The sequence below is a fragment of the Ideonella alba genome (genome assembly GCF_018069845.1).
Lineage (GTDB): Bacteria > Pseudomonadota > Gammaproteobacteria > Burkholderiales > Burkholderiaceae_C > Ideonella > Ideonella alba.
The window spans coordinates 66,043-82,298 of record NZ_JAGQDD010000017.1 but is presented as its reverse complement, the minus strand read 5'-3'; the positions used below and the strand labels follow the sequence as shown (position 1 = coordinate 82,298).

The 16,256-nt window shown below is 70.4% G+C and carries 15 protein-coding genes; all 15 read left to right on the top strand.

The features are described from left to right. Positions 1 to 13: 13 nt before the first annotated feature. The 15 genes from KAK03_RS19015 to KAK03_RS18945 all read left to right on the top strand — a co-directional run bounded on the left by KAK03_RS19015 (position 14) and on the right by KAK03_RS18945 (position 16,234). Positions 14 to 319, top strand: a complete 306-nt coding sequence (locus tag KAK03_RS19015) for a heavy-metal-associated domain-containing protein (RefSeq protein ID WP_034399060.1) — start codon at positions 14 to 16, stop codon at positions 317 to 319. Then, positions 304 to 2,001 carry a DUF3141 domain-containing protein gene (locus tag KAK03_RS19010; protein WP_247661285.1) on the top strand — a complete coding sequence of 566 codons (1,698 nt, stop codon included), beginning with the start codon at positions 304 to 306 and terminating at the stop codon, positions 1,999 to 2,001. The genes KAK03_RS19015 and KAK03_RS19010 overlap by 16 nt, the downstream gene beginning before the upstream one ends. A 32-nt stretch (positions 2,002 to 2,033) precedes the next feature. Continuing rightward, the gene (locus tag KAK03_RS19005) at positions 2,034 to 2,525 is read left to right on the top strand and encodes a hypothetical protein (protein WP_247661284.1); all 492 of its coding nucleotides are present in this window, start codon (positions 2,034 to 2,036) and stop codon (positions 2,523 to 2,525) included. An 11-nt stretch (positions 2,526 to 2,536) separates the two neighbouring features. Next, on the top strand, positions 2,537 to 2,758 hold the full coding sequence (locus tag KAK03_RS19000; protein WP_210856248.1) for a DUF2933 domain-containing protein: 222 nt from the start codon (positions 2,537 to 2,539) through the stop codon (positions 2,756 to 2,758). A 49-nt stretch (positions 2,759 to 2,807) separates the two neighbouring features. Next, positions 2,808 to 3,578, top strand: coding sequence for an enoyl-ACP reductase FabI (gene fabI, locus KAK03_RS18995; RefSeq protein ID WP_210856317.1), 771 nt, complete (start codon positions 2,808 to 2,810; stop codon positions 3,576 to 3,578). A 17-nt stretch (positions 3,579 to 3,595) separates the two neighbouring features. Further along, positions 3,596 to 5,368, top strand: a complete 1,773-nt coding sequence (locus tag KAK03_RS18990) for an acetate/propionate family kinase (protein WP_210856247.1) — start codon at positions 3,596 to 3,598, stop codon at positions 5,366 to 5,368. 18 nt (positions 5,369 to 5,386) lie between these two features. Next, positions 5,387 to 6,571, top strand: a complete 1,185-nt coding sequence (locus KAK03_RS18985; RefSeq protein ID WP_210856245.1) for a thiolase family protein — start codon at positions 5,387 to 5,389, stop codon at positions 6,569 to 6,571. Between the two features lie 107 nt (positions 6,572 to 6,678). Further along, positions 6,679 to 7,143: a MerR family transcriptional regulator gene (locus KAK03_RS18980; RefSeq protein ID WP_210856243.1), complete on the top strand. Its 465-nt coding sequence runs from the start codon at positions 6,679 to 6,681 to the stop codon at positions 7,141 to 7,143. Beyond that, positions 7,140 to 8,291 (top strand): thymidine phosphorylase, encoded by a 1,152-nt coding sequence (locus KAK03_RS18975; RefSeq protein WP_210856241.1) that lies wholly within the window; start codon positions 7,140 to 7,142, stop codon positions 8,289 to 8,291. Before KAK03_RS18980 ends, KAK03_RS18975 begins: the two co-directional genes overlap by 4 nt. A 12-nt stretch (positions 8,292 to 8,303) precedes the next feature. After that, the gene (locus KAK03_RS18970) at positions 8,304 to 9,623 is read left to right on the top strand and encodes a class I SAM-dependent methyltransferase (RefSeq protein WP_210856239.1); all 1,320 of its coding nucleotides are present in this window, start codon (positions 8,304 to 8,306) and stop codon (positions 9,621 to 9,623) included. 40 nt (positions 9,624 to 9,663) lie between these two features. Beyond that, entirely contained in the window at positions 9,664 to 10,851 is a 1,188-nt protein-coding gene (locus KAK03_RS18965) for an MFS transporter (RefSeq protein WP_210856237.1), read from the top strand. A 42-nt stretch (positions 10,852 to 10,893) separates the two neighbouring features. Then, positions 10,894 to 13,299 (top strand): heavy metal translocating P-type ATPase, encoded by a 2,406-nt coding sequence (locus KAK03_RS18960; protein ID WP_210856235.1) that lies wholly within the window; start codon positions 10,894 to 10,896, stop codon positions 13,297 to 13,299. Between the two features lie 14 nt (positions 13,300 to 13,313). Beyond that, positions 13,314 to 13,532, top strand: a complete 219-nt coding sequence (locus KAK03_RS18955) for a hypothetical protein (RefSeq protein WP_210856234.1) — start codon at positions 13,314 to 13,316, stop codon at positions 13,530 to 13,532. 27 nt (positions 13,533 to 13,559) lie between these two features. Beyond that, on the top strand, positions 13,560 to 15,467 hold the full coding sequence (ftsH, locus tag KAK03_RS18950; protein ID WP_210856232.1) for an ATP-dependent zinc metalloprotease FtsH: 1,908 nt from the start codon (positions 13,560 to 13,562) through the stop codon (positions 15,465 to 15,467). Further along, entirely contained in the window at positions 15,464 to 16,234 is a 771-nt protein-coding gene (locus KAK03_RS18945) for an outer membrane lipoprotein-sorting protein (RefSeq protein WP_310738666.1), read from the top strand. Before ftsH ends, KAK03_RS18945 begins: the two co-directional genes overlap by 4 nt. Positions 16,235 to 16,256: the final 22 nt, after the last annotated feature.

Here is a 16,256-nt window from a genome sequence, read left to right as displayed (position 1 = left end):
AAGGAGTCCCAACATGCAAACCACTGAACTCAAAGTCAACGGCATGACCTGCGGGTCCTGCGTCGCGTCGGTCACCAAGGCGCTCAAGCGCGTCCCCGGCGTGCAGGACGTCGAGGTCGACCTCGGCAGCGGCATCGCGCGTGTCCGCGGCGAGCACGCCGCGCATCAGGTGCCGGAACTCGTCGCTGCGCTGGGCGAGGCTGGCTATCAAGCGGACGCTGCGGCTGGCGCCCAAACCGCGCATCAGCATCCGACCGGTGGCTGTGGCAGTGGTGCCGGTGCGGCCACCAAGGGTCGCGGCGGTTGCTGCTGCGGTTGAGACTCATGTCGACATCGAACACCGCCGTTGCGACCGATTCCGCGGGCCTCACGCCTGGTCGCCTGGTCGTCCGCTATTGGCTGGACGCGCTGTGGCGCGCCACAGCGGCGGCCGACACGCTGCGCGAGCGTGCGGCCAACATGAGCGCGCACGAGGCCGCAGGTATGCCGCCGCTGCTGCACTTCGAGTCCGAGCTGGTGGCAGACGGGCGGGACCTCGATCCGCCGTCGAACTACCGGCTGCTGCGCGTCACGCGCTGCGGCACTGACGCGCTCGAGAAGCACGTGCGCAAGGGCGCCGCACCGGTGATCGTGGTCGACCCGCGCGCCGGGCATGGTCCCGGCATCGGCGGCTTCAAGCGCGATTCGGAAGTTGGCATGGCGCTGCTCGAAGGCCACCCGGTCTACTTCGTCGTCTTCGACCCGGAGCCGGTCGAGGGCCAGACGATGGGGGCCGTCGTGCAGACGCTGGCGGCCTTCATCGACATCGTTGCCGGGCGCCATCGCGGCAAGGCACCGATCGTCTACGGCAACTGCCAGGGCGGCTGGGCGATCACGCTGGCGCTATCGCATTGCCAGCATCGCGCGGCGCTGGCGGTGCTGAACGGCTCGCCGCTGTCGTACTGGGCCGGTGAGCGCGGCGTCAACCCGATGCGGCTGCTGGGCGGCTTCACCGGTGGCGTCTGGCCGGCGCACTGGATGTCGGACCTGGGCAACGGCCGCTTCGATGGCGCGTGGCTGGTGCAGAACTTCGAGGCGTTGCGGCCCGAGGGCGTGTTCAGGAAGTACGACACGCTCTTTGCGCAGCCGGAGGCCGAGCGCGATCGCTTCCTGGAGTTCGAGCGCTGGTGGAATGGCTTCTACCAACTCGCACGAGAGGAGATGCTGGCCATCGCCGGGGAGCTGTTCGTCGGCAACCGCCTCGAGAACGGGGAGGTCGTGGTCGACGGCCACTGCCGCGCCGACCTCAAGCGCATCGGGGCGCCGCTGGTGATCTTCAGCTCCTACGGCGACAACATCACGCCGCCGCACCAGGCGCTGGGCTGGCTCAAGGAGGTGTTTGCCACGACCGAGGACCTGGTGGCTGCCGGCCAGCGTGTCGTCTACCTGCTGCACAAGCAGGTGGGCCACCTCGGCATCTTCGTGTCGGCGGGCGTGGCGCGGCGCGAGCACCGCGCCATCCTCCACCACGCCGGAACGATCCAGGACCTTGCGCCCGGCCTCTACGAGATGGTTCTCGACGATGCCGCCCCGGGCGACGCCGCCACCGCGGCCCGCTTCGAACCACGCCGACTGGAGGATCTGCCGTTCGACGCCAACCCGGCTGGATTCGACAAGGTGCAGGCGCTGTCCGAGGCCGCCGAGCGTGCCTATGCGCAATGGGTCTCGCCGTGGGTGCGCATGGCGGTCACGCCCGAATCCGCACGCCTGCTGCGCGAACTGCATCCGATGCGCGTCAGCCGGCAGGTCTGGTCCGAAAGGGCGACGCCGGCGCTGGCCTGGTTGCCGTGGATGCAGCAGTGGCTCGACCAGTGGGGTGCGCACGACCCGGACCGCAAGGCCAACCCCTGGTACCAGCTGGAGCGCGTCGGCGCGGACGCCTACGCGCAGGCCTGGGAGTCGTGGCGCACGAGCCGCGACCTCTGGGCCGAGCTGGTGTTCCAGCAGATCTATGCCCGATGACCAGCAGGCCGATCGCCGAGAGGAGTCACGCCATGAGAACCATCCCGCTGCCGGCACAAGGCTGGCGATTCCTCACCGCGACGTGGCTGTTGCTATTGCTGGCCACGATGCTGAGCCCGGCGCTGGCCCAGAGCCGGATGGAGCGGTCCGGCGTCACCCTCTACTGGGGGCTGGTGCCGGCCGCGGTCGTGGCCGACAAGCACGCGCTGGCCGAACTGCACGGCGGTCCGCCCAAGGGCGGCGGCCAGGTGCACCACCTCGTCGTGGCGCTCTACGACAGCGCGAGTGGCCGTCGCATCGAGGACGCGGTGGTGCGCGCGCAACTCAGCGAAGCCGGCATCGTCGACGAGCCGGCGAAGTACCTCCCGCCCATGAAGGTGAACGAGCAGGCCAGCTACGGGCAGGTCTTCGGCGTTGCCAAGGACGGGCCGTACCGGTTCCGGCTCTGGGTGCGGCTGCCGTCGCGGACCGACGAGATCGAGTTCAGGTTCGACGCCTGGTCGCCGCACCGAGCCGAGCGCTGAAGGAGAAGGCAATGACCACACCGACGAAGCCTTCCGATACCGACCCGGGTCGGGCCCGGGCCCGGTGGATCTTCTGGGCGTTCGCGGCGGTGGCGCTGCTGCTGCTGGTACTGGAACACCGGGCGCATGTGCTCGGCTGGTGGCTGCACGCGCTGCTCGGACTGTGCATCGTGCTGCTGTACCTCCTCGTGCGATTCCAGGGTGACGGCGCACGAAAGAGCGGTCCGCGCTGAACGCCGGTCGACCCGCGAAGCAACACAGCAAGGCTATTCAATGGAAACCATCGATCTCTCCGGCCGCCGGGGCCTCGTGGTCGGCGTCGCGAATGCCGACAGCCTGGCCTGGTCTGCCACGCGGCACTTCCGCAATGCCGGTGCGGAGCTGGCCATGACCTACTACAACGAGAAGGCTCGGTCCTTCGTCGCGCCGCTCGCGGAGGAGGTGCAGGCGCAGCTGCTGCCGTGCAACGTGCTGGAGGAGGGGCAATTGGAGGCGGTCTTCGACGCCCTACGCGACCGCTGGGGCAGGCTCGACTTCGTCTTCCACTCGATCGCGTCGGCGCGCAAGGAAGACCTGCAGGGCCGCCTGGCCGACTGCTCGGGCGTCGGGTTCGCCGAGGCGATGCTGGTGTCCTGCCACTCCTTTATCCGCATGGCCAAGCTCGCAGAGCCGCTGATGCGGGAGGGCGGCAGCCTGACGACGGTCAGCTACTACGGCGCCGAGAAGGTCGTCGAGCACTACAACGTGATGGGGCCGGTGAAGGCGGCGCTCGAGGCCTCGGTGCGCTATCTCGCGCACGAACTCGGGCCCGCCCGCATCCGCGTCAACGCAATCTCCGCGGGCCCGGTGCGAACGCGCGCGGCCTCCGGCATTACCCACTTCGACGAGCTGCTTGACGAGGCCGCGCGCCGGTCGCCGCAGCGGCGTACCGTGGACGGCTGCGAGGTCGGCCGTGTGGCGCTGCTTCTGGCCAGTCCCTACGCGTCGGCGATCACCGGCGAAGTGGTGCACGTCGACGCCGGATTCCATGTCGAAGGCATGGTGTTCCATTGAGGGCGGCGGACCGGGCCATGCACATCCTCTCGCTCAACGCCGGCAGCGCGACGCTCAAGTTCGGCGTGTTCGATCCGGCCTCGGCCACGCCGCTGATGGAGGCGACGATCGAGCATCCCGCGGTCGATGCCGCGGCGTTCGACGAGATCGAGCGCCGGCTGCGCCATGCCGGCATGCCGGCGATCGACGCCGTCGGCCATCGTGTCGCGCACGGCGGACCCCGCCTGAGTGAGGCCGCGCTTGTCGACGCGGACACCGAGCGCGAGATCGACCAGGCCGCCCCGCTGGCGCCCCAGCACAACCCGGTCGCGCTGGCCGGCATCCGCCTGGCGCGCGAGCGCTGGCCGGGCCTCCCGCAGGTGGCCGTGTTCGACACCGCGTTCCATGCCGGCATGCCCGAAGAGGCGTCGCTCTATGCGGTGCCGCAGGCCTGGCGCGACGCCGGGGTGCGCCGATACGGCTTTCATGGCCTGTCGCATCGGCACGTGCTCGAAGCGGTGAGCGGTGCGCTGGACCGGGCTCCTGAGGACCTGCGCATCATCAGCTGCCACCTCGGCAACGGTGCCAGCGTCTGCGCGATCGACCGCGGCCGGTCCATCGACACTTCGATGGGGATGACGGCGCTGGAGGGGCTGGTGATGGGCACGCGCAGCGGCGATCTGGACCCTGGCGTGCAGGCGTTCGTCGCGCGGAGGCTCGGACTCGACCCGGCGCAGATCGAAGCGGCTCTGTACCACGACAGTGGATTGAAGGCGCTGTCCGGCATCGGGGCGGACCTGCGCGAGATCGAGGCCCGGGCGCGCCAGGGGCATGCCGGCGCCCGCACGGCGCTGCAGGTTCACGCCTACCGGGTGCGCAAGTACATCGGGGCCTACGCCGCGGCAATGGGCGGCTGCGACGCCGTCGCCTTCACCGGCGGGGCAGGGGAGAACTCTGCCGCGCTGCGCCGGCGCATCCTGGAGGGCCTGCAGTTCCTCGGCGTGCGTCTCGACGAAGACCGCAACGAGTCCTTCGGCGCGTCCGGTGCCGCGGTCGCCGAACTGCAGGCACCGCGCTCGCAGGTGGCGGTGCTGGCGGTGCGCTCGCGCGAGCAGTGGGTCATCGCCCGCGAGACCGCGGCGGTGCTGCGCCGAGCCGAGCGCGCCGCGGCGCGGCAGGACTTCTCGATGCCGGTGGCGATCTCGGCCCACCACGTGCATCTCACGCAGGCCGCCGTCGAGGCCTTGTTCGGCACCGGCCACGCGCTGCGCGTGTTGCAGCCGCTCAGCCAGCCCGGCTTCTTCGCCGCCGAGGAAACGGTTTCCGTGATCGGCGAGCGCGGCCGGCTCGAACGCGTGCGCGTCGTCGGGCCCTGCCGTGCGGCCAACCAGATCGAGGTCAGCCGCACCGAGGCCATCCGGCTCGGCATCGAGGCGCCGCTGCGCCTGTCCGGCGATCTCGCGGGCAGCGCCGAGGTCACGTTGACCGGGCCGGCCGGGACCTTGCGCACCACGGGTTTGATCGTTGCGCGCCGCCACCTGCACCTGACGAGCGCCGATGCGCGGCGGCTCGGTGTCCAGGACCGCGGGGAGATCGAGGTCGCGCTCGACACGCCGCGCGGCACGGTGTTGCGCCATGTCGCCCTGCGTGTCGACGACGGCGCGGTGCTCGAACTGCATCTGGACACCGACGAGGCCAACGCCGCTGGATTGCGCGGTGCCGGCGAGGGCGTGCTGCAGCGAAGCGGCTGCAAGGCGCGCGTGTGCGGCGGGGCCGACCACGAGAACCACGCGTCTTGCGAGGCGCATTGATCGACAAGGAGCAAAGTCATGGCACTCAACGAAGTCGTCCTCTGCGGCGCCGTCCGCACCTCCATCGGCACCTACGGCGGTGCGCTCAAGGAGGTACCCGCCAGCGAACTCGGGGCGGCGGTGATCCGCGAGACGCTGCTGCGCAACGGCCTTGCCGGGTCCCAGGTGCAGTCGCTCGTGATGGGCAACGTCATCCAGGCCGGCAACCGGATGAACCCGGCCCGCCAGGCAGGCCTCGCCGCGGGGCTGCCCGTCGAAGTGCCCGCGCTGACGGTCAACCGCGTCTGCGGATCCGGGGCGCAAGCCGTTGTCAGCGCAGCGCTCGAGGTGGCCGCCGGCATGGTCGATTGCGTCGTGGCCGGTGGCATGGAGAACATGGACCGCGCGCCCTACCTGCTGCCGCAGGGGCGCTGGGGCGCGCGCATGGGCGACGTGACGCTGTTCGACAGCATGCTGTTGGACGGATTGCACGACGCCACCAGTGGGCAGCATGCCGGCTGGCACACCGAGGACCTGGTGATCCGTTGCGGCATTTCGCGGGAAGACCAGGACCGCTGGGCGCTGCGATCGCAGCTGGCGTTCTCGGCCGCGCAGGCCGCCGGCCGCTTCGACGGCGAGATCGTCACCCTGCAGGTGCCTGGTCGGAAGGGGCCGGTGCCGTTCGCGCGCGACGAGCACAACCGGCCCGAGACGACAATGGAGTCGCTGGCGCGGCTCAAGCCCGCCTTCCGCAAGGAGGGCACCATCACCGCGGGCAATGCGCCAGGCCTCAACAGCGGCGCGGCCGCGATGGTGGTGGCCGAGCGCGGCTGGGCCGAGCGCCAGGGGCTGCAGCCGCAGGCGCGCCTGGCGGCTTTCGGCATCGGCGCCGTGGACCCGAACTTCTTCGGGCTCGGGCCGCTGCCGGCCGTGCGCCAGGCGCTCGAGCGTGCCGGCTGGACGATCGGGGACGTCGACCGGGTCGAGATCAACGAGGCTTTCGCGGCCATCGCGCTGGCCTGCCAGCGCGAACTCGGTTTCGCCGAGGACGTGGTCAACGTCGAGGGCGGCGCCATCGCGCACGGGCACCCGATCGGAGCGACCGGAGCGATCCTCACCACCCGGCTGCTGCACGCGATGCAGCGCGACGGCCTGCGCCGCGGCATCGTGACGCTGTGTATTGGCGGCGGCCAGGCCGTTGCGCTGGCGCTCGAGCGGATCTGAGCAATGCAAGCCGGCCCGGTCACGCAGGGACTTGACCCATGTGCAGCACCCGGGTCGAGACTCGCTGCCCGGGAGTCGACGCGGCCCTGCGGCGACGGAGAAATTCGATGCGATTGATCGAGTGCGCGCGGCAGGCCGGCGTGTCCGCCGACACGCTGCGCCACTATCTGCGGGTCGGCCTGGTGGAGGCTGATGGCCGGACCGAGAACGGCTACCGCACGTTCTCGGAGCGCAGTGTCGCGCGCGTGCGCTTCATCCGCGGCGCGCTGGCGCTGGGTTTTACGCTCAGGGACGCTGGCGAACTCGTCGAGATGGGGCAGCGTGGCGAACTGCCGTGTCCGCGTGCGCGCACCTTGCTCGACCAGCGACTCGCGGAGCAGGGTCGTCAATTGGACGCCGCCCTGCGGCTGCATCGGCGCATGCAGCGGGCGGTGGCCGACTGGAAGCGGCGTCCCGATGGCGTGCCCGACGGCCACTCCGTGTGTGGCCTCATCGAGGGGTTCGCGCAGGAGCCGGCTTCGGCCGCGCGATGCGACCGCGGAGCCTCCGCTCGGCGAAGGAGCGAGGGATGAGCCAAGCCGCCGGCCAGACCCACGAGCTCTGGAATTCGGAGCCGTCCAGTGACCCGGCGGCCCGGCGGGCCATCGCCCTCGCGCGCGCCTGGACGGCCGAAGCGAGTCCGGCACTCGCCTGGGAGACGAACCGCGTCGTCGACCGGCACGGACTGGACCGGTTCCCCGGGCACCGGACGACGCCGATCGTTGCGGCGATCGTGGCTGCAGCGGGCGCGACGATGCCGCACTTCTCGCTGCGGTCCGGCGCGGGGACTTGGAGCAGCGCCGACTCGATGGCGACGCTGACCGGGGTGGAACTCGATCGTGCGACTGCAGCCATCATCACCTCGCGCGAGGGCATGTGCGTCGCCCGCGCGGACGCCGCGGGAGTGGCAACTGACGTGCCGTGGAGTCCCACGGCGGATGACGCGAGCCTCGTGGCGTCGGCACTGTCGCGTCGGGTGGGTGCCGGCGTGGGGAGCCTGCTCGTCAACGTGACGGTCGGACGGGGTACCGGCGTGCCCGACGACGAACGCTTCCATCGCCTGCAAGCGCTGCTAAGGGCCGTGGGCGCAGCGGTCGGCGTGCAGGTTCGCGTCGCTCGTTCGGCCGGTACTCAGCCGGTGGGTCTGGGCATCGGTCCGGCACCCGAGGCGATGGACGTGTTGGCCGTGCTGCGCGGCGCCGCGGCGGCGCCGGTCGACCTGCGCATGCACGCGCTGGCCGAAGCCGGCCTGCTGCTCGAGATGTGCGGCGCGAGCCGAACCGGACATGGCGAGCTCGACGCCTGGCGACTGCTCGACAGCGGCGCCGCATGGGGGCGCTTCCAGGCCCTGTGCGAGGCCCAGGGTGGGATGCGTGAGCCGACGCTGGCGCCGATCGCCGAAACCATCACGGCCGAACACGCTGGCCACGTGAGGTCGCTGGACGGCGCGCATGTGCAGCGCGTCGCGGTGCTGGCTGGCGCAGCGCAAGGAGCCGGCGCCGGCGTCGTGCTGCAAGCTCGTATCGGCGAGCGGGTGCACCGGGGCCAGCCGCTGTTCACCGTTCACGCAGCGAGCCGGCAGTGCCTCACGGCCGTGACGGACGATCTGCGGCGCGCACCGCTGATTTCCGTCGACGACGTGTCTACCGCGGCCCTGGCCGAACCACAAGACATGCACTGAAGGGACCAACCGATGGACCACTCGACCACGCTCGCTCGACCCCTGCCGCCGGACCTGCACGCTCCGGCGCTGCGCATCCTGCGCCGCTTGCTGGCAGGCATCGAACGGCCACCGGCGCTGAGGCTGGGCGATGCGATCCTGCACGAGCTCGAGACCCACCCCGAGTACACGCTCGTGATCCGCGACCCCGGGCTGCTGCGTCGCCTCGTGCTGCGGCCCGATCCGCTGTTGCTGGCCGACGCCTACTTCCGCGGTGTGATCGATGTCGAAGGCGATCTGTACAGCGCACTGGCATTGAAGGACCACTTCGAGGCGGTCTCGCTGACCTGGCGCGACAAGCTGGCGCTGTGGCGCGATGCGTTGATGCTGCGGGTGTCCGAGCAGGAGGGCCTGAAGCCGTCCGGCGGATTGGCCTCGCGCATGGCGCGGCGATTTGCGCACCGCCATTCCCGCCGGACCGACCGGGCGGCGATCTCGTTCCACTACGACGTGTCCAACGCGTTCTACGGTCTGTGGCTGGACGTCGAGCGCGTCTATTCCTGCGCCTACTTCGAGACCGCCGACGACTCGCTCGAGCAGGCACAGCACAACAAGCTGGAGCACATCTGCCGCAAGCTGCGACTGCAGCCCGGTGACCGCCTGCTCGACATCGGCTGCGGCTGGGGCGCGCTCGTGTGCTGGGCGGCGCGCCGCCACGGCGTCCGGGCGCATGGCATCACGCTCAGCGAACGGCAGTTCGAGTACGCACGCGAGCGCATCCGGGTCGAAGGCCTGCAGGATCTCGTCACGGTCGAGCTGCGCGACTACCGCGACCTCGACGGCGTGGCGGTCTACGACAAGGTGTCCAGCGTCGGCATGTTCGAGCATGTCGGCCTGGCGAACCTGCCGACCTACTACGCCGCCGTGCAGAGGGTGCTGCGACCGGGCGGGCTGTTCCTCAACCATGGGATCACCCACGACGAGGAGGGCTGGAACCGGACGGTCGCGACGGAATTCATCAATCGCTACGTCTTCCCGGACGGCGAGCTCGATTGCGTTAGCAACATCCAGCTCGGGATGGAGCGGGCCGGCTTCGAGATCCATGATGTCGAGGGGCTGCGTCCGCACTACGCGCTGACGCTGCGGCACTGGGTTGAGCGGCTGGAGGCGCGTCGCGAGGAGGCGCTGGAGGAGGTCGGCGAGGTCACTTACCGCATCTGGCGGCTCTACATGGCGGCGTGTGCGCTCGAGTTCGAGGCGGGCGGCACGGGCATTTACCAGATCGTCGCCTCGAAGCGCGATCGCGGCACGTGGCCGGTCCCGTTGACCCGCCGCGATCTCTACCGTGAGTGATTGGTCATGGACGGTGCCGTCTCCGCGGCCGGCGGGCGAGATGCGTTCGGATCTCTCGGCCGGCGCCTTCGCGGCGCTGCTCGCGGCCGCAATGGCGGTGTCGATGGCGTATGGCGTGACATTGCCTGTGCTGCCCGGGTTGGTGGAGCGCGCGGGGGTCGGTTCGGCAGCCGACGTGGAAGGGCACACGGGCTGGCTCACCGGCACGTACACGCTCGCCCTGTTCCTGTTTGCGCCCGCCTGGGGCGCGCTGGCCGATCGGATCGACCGCCGCTGGGTGCTCATCGCCGGGCTGGCCGGATCGAGCGCGGCGCTGTGGGCCGTGACCGGGTCGCTCGGACTTCGCGGGCTGTACGCGGCGCGTGCCATCGCCGGGCTGACCTCGGCGGCGGTGCTCCCGGCGGTGTTTGCCTATGTCGTCACCGCGTCGGCGCCGTCCCGCTTGCAGCGCCGCTTCGCCTGGATCGCATCGGCCACGGCTCTGGGCTTCCTGCTCGGTCCCGCGCTCGGCGACGGGCTGGCCGCACCGATACTCTCCGTGGGTGGCCATGGCGCGATCAGTGCGCTGGCGCTGCATGTCGTCGCTGTGGTCGGGTTGGTGGCGGCCGCAGGCGTGCTCACGCTGCCGGTCAACCGGGCGGTGCCGTCCGGCTCGGACGGTGCGCCGCCCGGCGACGAGCGGCGTATCGCCCGCTCGCTGCTGTTGACGGCCGTCGTCGTGCTGGCGATCACGGTGGCCGAGGTCGGTGCCACCCTGGCAGCGCGCAGGGCGCCGGCCGCGGACGGGTGGCCGGTTTCGTTGTACTTCGCACTGTGCAGCGGCGTGATGATCGCCGTCCAGTTCTGGGCCCTGCCGCACCTGGAACGCAGGCTGGGCGAGCCGCGGCTCGTCGTCGCCGCGCTCCTCGTGCTGTCGGCGGGCCTCGCCCTTCTGGCCGGCTCGAACGGAAGGGGCGTGACCGCCGCGGCGTTCGTCCTGGCAGCAGCCGGCATCGGCGTGCTGATCCCCTCGCTGGCCGTGCGCATCTCGAGCGCGGCCGGCACGCGCCAGGGCTGGGCCATGGGGCGGCAGGCCGCGGCGGCCAACCTCGGGCAGGCGGTCGGTGCCGCGGCCACGGGCAGCCTGTTCGCGCTGGCGCCGCCGCTGCCATTCCTCATCGCCGGCGGGTTGACGGCTCTGGCTGCCGGTGCGGCCGCTTGGGAGGGCGCCGCGCGCCGCATGCCGTGAGACCCGCCACCCACCTTTGCACGCATTGATCAGGAGAATGACATGACTCGAGCCGTGCTTCACGAAGCGCCCTCTGCGGCGGCCGCCGCGTCGGTCGACCCGGTGTGCGGCATGACCGTGGATCCCTCCCGCGCGGCAGGCCATGCCGAGCATGCTGGGCGAACCTACCTGTTCTGCTCGGGGCACTGCCTGGGCGAGTTCCAGCGCGACCCGGCGCGCTACGCCGGCGCGAGGACCGGCAGATCGGACGCCACGCCGCCCACCCCCGCATCTCCTCACGGTGGGGACATGCGCGTGGTGGGCCGGCCGCTGCAGACCGCGCTGCGGCGCGCCGAGTCGGGCCAGGCCAAGGACCCGGTGTGCGGCATGGTGGTCGACAAGGCGACCGCGCTGAAGACCGAGCGCGCCGGGCGCTCCTACTACTTCTGCAGCGCCGGCTGCCAGCGCACCTTCGAGTCGCCCGAGGCCGAACTGAAGTCGATGCGCACGCGCGTCACCATCGCGCTGACCGGCGTGCTGGCCCTGGCCATCATGCGCGCCGGCGCCTTCATCGCGCTGGCGACCGGCGCAACGCTGCTGACCTGGGTGCCGATCCCTGCGCTGCCCTGGTTCACCTGGGGCGTGTGGCTGTTCCTGCTCGTCACGCCGGTGCAGTTCATCGGTGGCTGGAGCTTCTACGTCGGTGCGTTCAACGCGCTGCGCAACCGCTCGATCAACATGGACCTGCTGATCGCGCTGGGCACCTCGGTGGCCTACTTCTACAGCGTCGCGGTGCTGTTCTTTCCGCAGGTGCTGCCGGTCAAGGTCGAGGAGCGTGACGTCTACTTCGAGGTCTCGGCGGTGATCATCGCCTTCGTGCTGCTCGGCAAGTACATGGAGGAGATCATCAAGAAGCACTCCTCGGCGGCGGTGCGCAAGCTGCTGGACCTGAAGCCCGCGACCGCGCACGCGATCAGAGACGGAGCCGAGGTCGAGATCGCGGCCGAGCAGGTGATGGTCGGCGAGACGGTCGTCGTGCGGCCCGGCGAGCGCATCGCCACCGACGGCGTGGTGCTCGAAGGCTCTTCGTCGGTCGACGAGTCCATGCTCACCGGCGAGTCGATGCCGGTCGACAAGCAGACTGGCGCGGCGGTGATCGGCGGCACGCTGAACCGCACCGGCAGCTTCCGCTTCCAGGCCACGCGCATCGGCGCCGAGACGGCGCTGGCGCAGATCGTCAAGATGGTCGAGGACGCGCAGGCCAGCAGCGCGCCGATCCAGCGCCTCGCCGACCAGGTGACGCGCTACTTCGTGCCGGCCGTGGTCGGCACCGCCGTCATCGCCTTCGGCGGCTGGTGGCTGGCGGGCAACTTCCCGCAGGGCCTGCTCGCCTTCATCGCCGTGCTGATCATCGCCTGCCCCTGCGCGCTCGGCATCGCCACCCCGGCGGCGCTGATGGTGGGTGTCGGGCGCGGCGCCCAGGCCGGCATCCTGATCCGCGGCGGGGAGATCCTCGAGAAGGCCGAGCGGCTCACCACCGTGGTGTTCGACAAGACCGGCACGCTGACCCGAGGCGAGCCGGCCCTGACCGATCTGCTGCCCTGCGGACACTGCGACCACGACCAGGCGCTGCGCCTGGCCGCCAGCCTGGAGGCCGGATCGGAGCATCCGCTGGCCGAGGCCATCCTGCGCGGCGCCAAGGAGACCGGCATCGCGCCGTGCGCGGTGCAGGGCTTCGAGGCGGTGCCGGGGCATGGCGTGCGCGGCCTGGTCGACGGGCGCGAGGTGCTGTTCGGCAACCGGCGGCTGATGGAGGGTGCCGGCATCGACGTCGCGTCGGTCGGCGCGGACATGGAGCGCTACCAGGCGGACGGCAAGACGGCGATGCTGCTCGCCTGCGACGGCGAACTCGCCGCGGTGATCGCGGTGGCCGACACGATCAAGCCGGAGGCGCTCGAAGCGGTGCGTGCGCTGCGCGCCGAAGGCGTGGAGGTCGTGATGCTGACCGGCGACAACGCCCGCACCGCCACGGCGATCGGCCGGGCGCTGCAGATCGACCGGGTGATCGCCGACGTGCTGCCCTCCGACAAGGCGCGCGTGATCAAGGAACTGCAGCAGGCCGGCAAGGTGGTGGCGATGGTCGGCGACGGCGTCAACGACGCCCCGGCGCTGGCGACCGCCGACATCGGCATCGCGATCGGGTCGGGCTCGGACGTGGCCAAGGAGACCGGCGGCATCATCCTCGTGCGCAGCGACGTGCGCGACGTGGTCACCGGCATCCGGCTCTCGCGCGCGACGATGCGCACGATCAAGCGCAACCTGTTCTGGGCCTTCGTCTACAACGCGGTCGGCGTGCCGATCGCCGCGGTCGGGTTGCTCAACCCGATCATCGCCGCCGCGGCGATGGCGCTGTCCTCGCTGTCGGTGATCGTCAACTCGGCGCTGCTCAAGCGGGCGCGCCTGCAATGAAGACGGAGGTCGCCATGAGATTCGTGAAGTGGCCCGAGTTCGCCAATCGCTGGATGTGGTTGTGCCCGATCCTTGCCGTGGTGATCGCCGCGGCGGTGCTGTGGTCCTTCGGCTTCGCCTGGTGGAGCGCGCTGCTCGCGGCCGCCCTTCTCGTCTGCCCGGCACTGATCGTATGGGGTGCCGTCCAGGTCGCCCTCGACGAGCGGCGATCGCGCCGTCGGCCCGGCGTCTGAGCCCGATCCCCCGCAGGAGTGCTGTCGATGGACAAGAAGCAGACGTTTTCGCTCTGGTACGTGCTGGCCGCGCTGGTGGGCCTGATCCTGATGCAGGAGTTCTTCACCCCGCGGCATACGCAGACGCTGACCTACAGCGAGTTCAAGCAGGCGCTCATGGCCGGCAAGCTCGACGACGTGGTGATCGCCGAGGGCATCGCGACAGGCAAGCTGCGCGCCGAAGGGTTGGAGCAGATCCTGCCGAAGGACAAGCTCGAGGCGCTCAAGCGCGCCGGCGGCGAGCACGGTTTCGCCACGGTGCTGGTCAACGACCCAGGACTGGTGGCCCAGCTCGATGCCGCGAAGGTGCGCTACGGCAGCGTGCGCCAGAGCAAGTGGCTCGGCGCGCTGATCTCCTGGGTTGCGCCGGCGCTGGTGTTCTTCGGCATCTGGTGGTTCCTCATGAAGCGCATGGGCGGCGGCATGGGGCACGGCATGCTCGAGATCGGCAAGAGCAAGGCCAAGGTCTACATGCAGACCGAGACGGGCGTCACGTTCAAGGACGTTGCGGGCATCGATGAGGCGCGCGAGGAACTGATGGAGGTTGTCGAGTTCCTGAAGAACCCGGACCGCTACAAGCGTCTGGGCGGCAAGATCCCCAAGGGCGTGCTGATCGTCGGTGCACCCGGCACCGGCAAGACGTTGCTCGCCAAGGCGGTGGCGGGCGAGGCCGGCGTGCCGTTCCTGTCGCTCAGCGGTTCGGAGTTCGTCGAGATGTTCGTCGGCGTCGGCGCGGCGCGGGTGCGCGACCTGTTCGAGCAGGCGGCGTCCAAGGCGCCGTGCATCGTCTTCATCGACGAGATCGATGCCCTGGGCAAGGCACGCGGCGTAGGCCTGACGGGCGGTCACGAGGAACACGAGCAGACGCTGAACCAGTTGCTCGCCGAGATGGACGGGTTCGACACCAACCGCGGAGTGATCATCCTCGCCGCGACGAACCGGCCCGAGGTGCTCGACCCCGCCCTGCTCCGGCCGGGCCGCTTCGATCGCCACATCGCGGTCGATCGGCCGGACTTGAACGGACGGCGGCAGATCCTCGAGGTGCATGTCAAGAACGTCAAGCTGGCGCCTAGCGTCGACCTGGCCATGCTGGCCGCACGCACGCCCGGCTTCGCGGGCGCAGACCTGGCCAACCTCGTCAACGAGGCGACGCTGCGCGCGGCCAAGGGCGGCAAGGACGCGGTCGACATGCAGGACTTCGAAGAGGCGCTGGACCGCATCGTCGCCGGTCTCGAGAAGAAGAACCGGGTGATGAACCCGACTGAGCGCAAGTTCGTCGCCTATCACGAGGCCGGCCACGCACTGGTGGCTGAGCTCCGCAAGAACGCCGACCGCGTGACCAAGGTGTCCATCATCCCGCGCGGCATCGCGGCGCTCGGCTACACCCAGCAGTCACCGACCGAGGACCGCTACCTGATGCGCCGCAGCGAGCTGCTCGACCGGCTCGACGTGCTGCTCGGCGGCCGGGTCGCCGAGCAGCTGGTGTTCGACGATGTATCGACCGGCGCCGAGAACGACCTGCAGCGCGCCACCGACCTGGCGCGCCACATGGTGACGCACTACGGTATGAGCGAGGCGCTCGGCCTGGCGACCTACGACGCACGGCCCAGGCCGCTGTTCCTCAACGGCCCGACGCTGCCGGAGCCGCGCACGTTCAGTGAGCGCACCGCAGAGGCGATCGACGGCGAGGTGCGCCGGTTGCTCGACGAGGCGCGCGAGCGGGTGTCGAAAACGCTGGGGACGCACCGTGCGGCGCTCGAGTCACTCGCCGCACTGCTGCTCGAGAAGGAGGTGGTGGATCGGGCCATGCTGGACGGCCTGATGGCGTCGAGTGTCGCGCCTGCGCAGTTGCGCGTGGCCGCCGTGGCGCAGCTGCCGGCGGACGGTGCGCCGTGAGCACGCGGCGCGCGCTGCTGCGGCTGGCCACCATCACGGTCTCGCTGGCCGCCCTGGCGGTGCCCGGGGTGCGGGCTCAGCCGTCCGAGGGACGAGAGATCCTCGACAAGGTGGAGAAGCTGCTGTGGGGCAGCACCGTGCAGGGCGAGTACGAGATGACGATCGCCACGCCGCGCTGGCAGCGCACACTCGGCCTGCGACTGTGGATGGATCGGCCGCGGCGATCGTTCGTGCGCATCGTCTCACCGGCCAAGGAGGCCGGCATCGGCTCGCTGCGCATCGGCACCGAGATGTGGAACTACCTGCCCAACGTGGAGCGCATCGTCAAGATCCCACCGTCGATGATGTTGCAGCCGTGGATGGGCTCGGACTTCACCAACGACGATCTGGTCAAGGAAAGCAGCATCCTGGAGGACTACACGCACAAGGTGATCGGCACCGTGCAACTCGACGGCGAGACCGTCGTGCAGATCGAAGCCGTGCCGAAGCCCGACGCGGCCGTGGTCTGGGGCCGCATCGTCTACTGGGTGCGGCGTGCCGACACGATGCCGCTCAAGCAGGAGTTCTTCAGCGAGCGCGGCGAGCGCGTGCGCGTGCTGACCTTCTCGGACGTGCGCAAGGTCGGTGGCCGGACCCTGCCGACGCGCTGGGACATGCGGCCCGACGCCAAGCCCGGGAACTCGACCACGGTGGTGCTGAAGGACGCCCTGTTCGACCGGCCGGTAGACGACGAGATCTTCAGCCAGCGCAACCTGCAGAGGCGATGAGCCCCAACCCCAGCGCGATAGT